7 protein-coding genes are annotated in these 6,586 nt (G+C 36.6%); 3 read left to right on the top strand and 4 right to left on the bottom strand.

The features are described from left to right. The coding region (locus ABZC96_RS07470) for an aminofutalosine deaminase family hydrolase (protein WP_373030177.1) at nt 1-814 on the top strand (814 nt) is incomplete at its 5' end. Then, nucleotides 807-1,661 (top strand): signal peptide peptidase SppA, encoded by an 855-nt coding sequence (gene sppA, locus ABZC96_RS07465; RefSeq protein WP_373030175.1) that lies wholly within the window; start codon nt 807-809, stop codon nt 1,659-1,661. The genes ABZC96_RS07470 and sppA, both read left to right, overlap by 8 nt. Here sppA and ABZC96_RS07460 read toward each other — a convergent pair whose 3' ends face one another. The 4 genes from ABZC96_RS07460 to ABZC96_RS07445 form a co-directional block, all read right to left on the bottom strand. Further along, nucleotides 1,662-2,867, bottom strand: coding sequence for a CAP domain-containing protein (locus tag ABZC96_RS07460; RefSeq protein ID WP_373030173.1), 1,206 nt, complete (start codon nt 2,865-2,867; stop codon nt 1,662-1,664). It lies immediately after the preceding gene. 9 nt (nt 2,868-2,876) lie between these two features. Next, nucleotides 2,877-4,136, bottom strand: coding sequence for a PLP-dependent aspartate aminotransferase family protein (locus ABZC96_RS07455; protein WP_373030171.1), 1,260 nt, complete (start codon nt 4,134-4,136; stop codon nt 2,877-2,879). Between the two features lie 9 nt (nt 4,137-4,145). Then, nucleotides 4,146-4,559, bottom strand: a complete 414-nt coding sequence (locus ABZC96_RS07450; protein ID WP_373030170.1) for an Rrf2 family transcriptional regulator — start codon at nt 4,557-4,559, stop codon at nt 4,146-4,148. Nucleotides 4,560-4,662: 103 nt separating this feature from the next. After that, entirely contained in the window at nt 4,663-5,121 is a 459-nt protein-coding gene (locus tag ABZC96_RS07445; protein WP_373030169.1) for a DUF4395 domain-containing protein, read from the bottom strand. 398 nt (nt 5,122-5,519) lie between these two features. Between ABZC96_RS07445 and ABZC96_RS07440 the strand changes: the two genes are divergently transcribed. After that, nucleotides 5,520-6,586 (top strand): TolC family protein (locus ABZC96_RS07440; protein WP_373030168.1); only part of this gene is annotated, 1,067 nt, incomplete at its 3' end.

The raw sequence follows: 6,586 nt of genomic DNA, 5'->3' as shown, positions 1-6,586 counted from the left end.
TCAGCGTGTTGTTTTTTTCAATGAACTCATAGGTTCAAATGCCATGTATGCAGATATGCTCTATGGCGACTTTCAAGAGCGTGTCAGGGCATCACAGTCATGTGAAAAAAGTTCGCGTATCATCCCTGCTGTAGCGATACACTCTCCCTATTCAGTACATCCTATACTCTTACAAAAAGCAGTGAATGTAGCCAAAAAAAACAACATGCCTCTCAGTGCGCACTTTTTAGAATCTAAAGCAGAAAGAGAGTGGCTTGAATCAAGTTCAGGTACTCTCAAGGCATTCTTTCTCAAATACTTTAACACTTCCAAAACGGTGACAAATATCGAAGAATTCATGCATGCTTTTGACACTTATCCTACGCATTTTACCCATTGTGTACAGGCAACAGAAGATGAGTTAAACTATTTGGCTGGGAAAGGACACTCTGTTGCCCATTGTCCACGCTCCAACAGATACTTGGGATGCGGTAGACTTGCCATTGAAGACCTGCCTCTTCCTTTTACTGTTGCCACAGATGGTCTAAGCTCCAACGATTCACTTAATATCTTCGATGAACTTAGAGCTGCTATTATGTTGCACAACGATATTCCCATCCAAGAACTTTCCGAAAAATTACTTCGTGCAATTACCAGAGATGCCGCAGAGATTTTAGGTCTAAACTGTGGTAGAATAGAAATAGATAAACTTGCAGATTTTGCAGTACTCACACTGCCTGAAGAACCTAAAAGAACGGAAGAGTTAGCCCTATGGACTATCTTGCATACCAAAAAAGCCTCAGAAGTTTATATAGAAGGAGAAAAATATGTTTAATGCTATAGGTAAAGCGATCAAATGGATAGGTCAACACTTTTTAGGAATGCTTTTTTTACTGATAGCTTTTGTTGTACTTATGCCCACTTCAACGACTGAACTAAGGCCTGCGAATCTACAAGAAATACAACTTGTAGGTCCCATCATGAATGCAGATGCTATACTTAAAGAAATAGAAGATATACAAAAAGACCCTAAGATCAAAGGTGTACTGCTCAATATTAATTCACCTGGTGGTGCCGTTCCTCCTTCTATAGAGATAGCGTATGCTATCAAAGCGTTAAAAGAGCATAAGCCTGTGGTAGCATATGCTTCTGGCATCATGGCCAGTGGTAGTTACTATGCATCTATCTATGCCAATACCATTATTGCAAACCCAGGTTCTATCGTAGGATCAATTGGTGTTATCATGGAGAGTGCAAATATAGAAGAACTGATGGATACTATCGGTGTTAAAACACAGATAGTCAAACAAGGGACCTACAAAGAAGCAGGCACTCCAACCAGAGAATGGACACCTGAAGAACGTGCTGAACTTGAGAGACTAACCAAAGATACCTATGAGCTTTTTATCACTGATGTAGCCAATGCTAGGGGTTTAAATATAAACCATTCAAAAGAGTATGCAGATGCACATATATTTTCAGCAAAAAGAGCGAAAGATGCAGGACTCATAGACCGTGTTGGAGTTAAAAGCCAAGCCAAAGCAGAGGTTGAAAAACTCGCAAAGGTGAAAGACCCAGTGTGGAAAGAAAAAGATAAACTCGAGAGCTTTATGGAACAGTTTGCAGCTAAAGGTATGATGCAGTTACAAAATTACTTTTATGGATTAAAATCTACCTTCTAGCTACTGTACATCAAAGAAAACCTTTTTCTTACCAAAATCCAAACTCACCCTTCCGGAAGAACTTCTCTTCGGAAATGTGACTTTTAACGTATTTTGGTCCAAAAATGAGGCTTTTATACCACCTCTGGACCGATAACTATGTAAGATGTCCTTCCCTGAATCTGGTACCATGTACAGTAAAGCTTTTGAACCTGCCTGTACTGTCAATTTTGTCTTATTTTCACTCACTCTATATATTTTTTCTTCAGGTTTCATTGTACTAAATGACCAACGTTTTTTCACTTCATTTCCATCGGAAACAGCTTCAAATACTGCAGTATATGTTGTGTCAAATTCTAATCTTTTTAGTGGCATGAGTGCAAATTCAAATTTGGTAAAAAGATGATTATGGTCATTACTATGCTGGAGGATCTTGGTTTTTTTTATCTCTTTCCCCTCTGCATCATATAAACGAAAAGATTTCAACTTTACATTTTTAGTGTTTACAGGGTTAAACTGTACAGAAATCGGGAAACCACTCACATTATAGCCAGGAAGAGGATCTGGAGATTCATTATAAAAAGCAGGCCAGATATCGGTTTGACCAGCAAATGGGTAGAGTATGATATCTCTGTTTTTACGTCGTACTTCATCTTTCCTCTCTTCAAAAAGTGATTTGGGTACCATCTTTGTACTTTGCTTACAAATGTTTTTCATATAGTAGACGCCATGTGTCATACTGAACGTTTTATTGCAAAGTTCTGCAATACCTGAAGAACCCATATCATAGACGTATGCACGGTTGATCTTTCTTTCTTTCTTGCTCGAATAAGCTCCGATTCCTATCTCATCTTTATCTAAATTCAAAAAAACGAAACGGTGGTAAATAGCAGAAAAAAGATTGTCTATAGATTTTGCATATCCTTCAGTATTGATAGAAAGATTTTCCATTACATAGGTGGAAGGATACCCTGCTTTTGTAACTCTTTGGGAAGGCGTATTTCCAGTGTATGAATATTTGCCTTTTTTTTCATAATGTCCATTTTTTTGATTTTGTATAAGATATTTGGCGTGAGATGCAGCTGCATTTTGTAAGTTTTTATTGCTTTTTAGTTTAATAAGTCCGGTATGTTCTCTGATATTATTGAGATAGGTAAGCCCTTCTTTTTCACTGCTGGCTTCAAGAGAAACCAACAATAAAGTTACAATGATAAAAAAGCGTAACACAAAAACTACTTACAGTGCATCTGCAGCTTGTAAAAAGTCCTTTGCAATTGAGTTAGGATCTTCCAAACCTATAGAAACACGGATCAATCCTTCATGTACACCTAAAAATTTACGTGCTTCATCATTGAAGTCACTGTAAATGGTACTTGTCATATGAAGTGCAAGCGTTCTGTTATCACCTATGTTAGCTGTTTGAATAACAAGGTTCAATTTGTTCAAGAATGCAAACGCTCTCTCTTTTGTACCACAGTCTATACTGAGTAGTGGGCCACAACCTTGTGCAAAGTCTGACTTGTATCGTGCATTGTCAGGACTCGAAGGTAATGAGGGGTGATTAACACTCACACCTTCAGGCAGTTTTTCATCTAGTAAGGCTGCTACTGTTTCAACACTTTTATTAATTCTTTCTACTCTAAGTGACAGTGTTTCCAGTCCTATCATTGTCATAAAAGATCCAAAAGCATTAGCAGTCATACCAAAGTCACGAATGGCACGTTTTTTACAGATAGGTATAAAGGCTTTTTTACCCATTTTTTTTACTATTTTATGTACGTCTGCATACTTCTCATTTAAAAGTTTGTCACCCTCTTCTTTTACAGCTCTAAACACTGCTATACCACCCAATGCAGCTGAGTGACCAGACATATTCTTCGTTGAAGAGTGCACAGAAATATCTGCACCCATCTCCAGTGGTCTAACCAAAAGTGGCGTAGCAGTATTGTCTATCATTACCAGTGTTTCATACTCATTACAAAGGTCGATAATACGCTGTATATCAGGCAGTGTAAGGCTTGGATTACCTACAGACTCAAAAAGTACCATTTTAATACCACGTTTGAGTGTTGCTTCAATATGTTTAAAGTCATCTACGGTACAAAAAGTATTGGTCACACCAAAACGTGCCAAAGTTTCATTTACAAGTGAATAGGTACCTCCAAAGAAACCACCGATACAAAGTAATTCATCTCCAGCAGATAAAAAAGCAGTACATACCATAGAGATAGCACCCATACCTGAAGAAGTAGCAATAGCACCAAATCCACCCTCCATCTTCGCTACAATAGATTCTAATTTAGCATTTGTTGGATTCCCTACTCTTGCATAGAGTGGCTTATTAACCTCTGCAGAGAAGATACCTTCCGCTTCTTCTGCACTTTCATAACCATAAGCGGCTGAGGGTGTAATAGTAGGTGCGATAGGCCCTACTTTTGAACCTACACTTTGTACAAGTAAGGTATTGAAGTAGTCAAAATCAGTGGTATTGTTCATAGTCTGTTCCTATATTGAATAATTGAGTGTTTGATTGGCTTTGAGTTGATAGTTTTTAAGTTCAGAAAGAGGGATTTCAAATAGACTTGAAACATTCTCTTTTAAATCTTCCCAAAATAGTTTTAGTGCTGGATTATCTGTTTTACAATTATCAGAGAATATATCTGATTCCAGTATCAACAAAACATCTTTAAGTGTTATATCTTTAAGGTCTTTAGCGAGTTTATAACCACCATGAGCACCTTTAATACTCGTCAGTATACCTTGTTTTTTAAGTTCTAAAAGTATTTGTTCCAAGAAGTTTTGCGGGATGGACGCATTTGCTGCTATCTCTTTTATCTTAAGCACTTCATTGTCTGGGATCGAATCCAATTCTTGAAGTGCTGCAATAGCATAAATTGTTTTATTTGATATTCCTATCATTCTTTCAAAAGCCTTTAGAGATTAGTATTGTGTAGTATATCTTACATCCCATACAAAAATCGAATACTCTCTACAGGTAATGTATAAATTAACGAAATAACGTTTATTTCTGTATCAGATCATCAGTTAAAAAATTTTTACCGATCTGTATTGCATAGTATATTTTACATCCTATACAAAAATCAAATAATGTCTCAAACAATGCACAAATTAATAAAACGACGGCTATCACTGTAGAAAATGTTGCAAAACCAGCAAAATAAAAGACAACAATAAACAATGAAGTAATCAATCCAAGATACAGAGCAAACCTTTTTGGTGATTCATCACAAAGTTTAGGTGCAACACCCCACCCTGTAAGTACAAACTTTCCAACGATCTCAAATGGACTGAAGTTTGATAGACGCAGTGCTCTCATTAAAAAATCAAATAATATTACCAATGCAAAGAGACTCTCTTGAGTAATTAAAAGTATCATAGTAAAAAGTGCTACTTGGAAAGAGATAATTCTTACCATATTAGAGTCAACTCTTCTTGTAGATATAGGACAACTTGGAGACATATTCTTTCCTTTCATTCAAATAAATTTTTTGAGCAAAGCTCTTTAACTATAAACACTATGTGAATTAGCACCTCTAAAGACCCTAGATTTATTTACAACATTGCTTTTTTCTCAGTTCTTTATTAACAATATAGGGGAGACTACAAAGTACCAAGAAAATGTGCAATGCCCTTGTCCGATGTAAATATCTAGGGTTTCTACAAATGCTCATTTAATATCTGAGTGTATATTAGCCAAATATATTTTTAATGTCAAGTAAATCTATAGGTTTTATTGTATTTTATGACTTTCCCTAATTTTCTCTTTTTTTAAAGGGTTTTGGATTGCACACCGGGTACACAAAGTTACATTATTATACCTATAAATTATTGCTACACAAACTGCATAGAGGAGAAATAATGCGTCTTATACTTTTTACATTGTTGGCTGCAGGCTTGCTACAGGCACAAAGTGTTCAACAACTCATCGATAATTCAATCAAAAGTCACCCTTCACTTCAAACCATACAGCACCGTCTTTCTGCAATGAATGAACGCGTAGAAGGAAGTCAAAACCTCTCTAATCCTGACCTGTCACTTACCATTAATGATATACAATTTGATCATCCCGCAGACCGTGGGCTTGAGCCTATGCAGTACAATGCGATCAACTTTAAACAACAGTTTCCATGGTTTGGTAAACTGGATGCCCGTAAAACCTTTACAGAAGCACAAAAAAGTATTATGTTAGACTCCTATGAAGCAGCAAAGATAACACTTGCTGAAGAGATACGTATGACAGCTTATACAATAAAGGAACTTGAAGAGCGTATCCGTATTGTCAATCGATATAAAGCTGTAGCTAAACAAAATATAGATCTTTATACCGCCTATGCATCCACTGAAAACAAAAGTCACACAAGCAGTATGTCTGCAAGTTTGATGCTTTCAAAAATAAAGATACGATCTGAACGCTATAACACTATTTTAAAAAGCCAAAAGGCTAAACTAAAATACTTAGTACAGGGAAATGTCTCTTCTATCTCAGACAGATTGCAGATCAAACGTCCTAAATCATTAGATTCTTACCTTTCTAAACTACAGAACAATCCAACCTACCATATGAAACTCTCCGAGAAAAATGCTGCTGATGCCAACAAGGCTATACAGGACCTAAGTATCACCCCGGATCCTTATGTCAAAATAGGTTATTTTAACCGTACTGAGTATCCCGATTATGCCTCGGTTACAGTGGGAATCTCTCTGCCTATTTATGGTTCAGAAAAACTCAATTCAGAAGCTGCCCGTAAAGAAGTCTTGGCTGCACAAAGTGCTTCTTTAGATTACAGAGCTTCATTAGAGAGTAAAATAGACATTATGCATGCAAAACACTCTGAAGCATATGAGATCTATAACATAATTCAAAATGAAAGCCTGCCACAACTTGAGCATATGTTTGAACTGAGTCAGTCTAACATTCAAAGTGG

The sequence above is a fragment of the Sulfurovum sp. genome, from assembly GCF_041551015.1.
Taxonomy (GTDB): domain Bacteria; phylum Campylobacterota; class Campylobacteria; order Campylobacterales; family Sulfurovaceae; genus Sulfurovum.
This window is presented reverse-complemented; position numbering and strand designations above follow the sequence as displayed.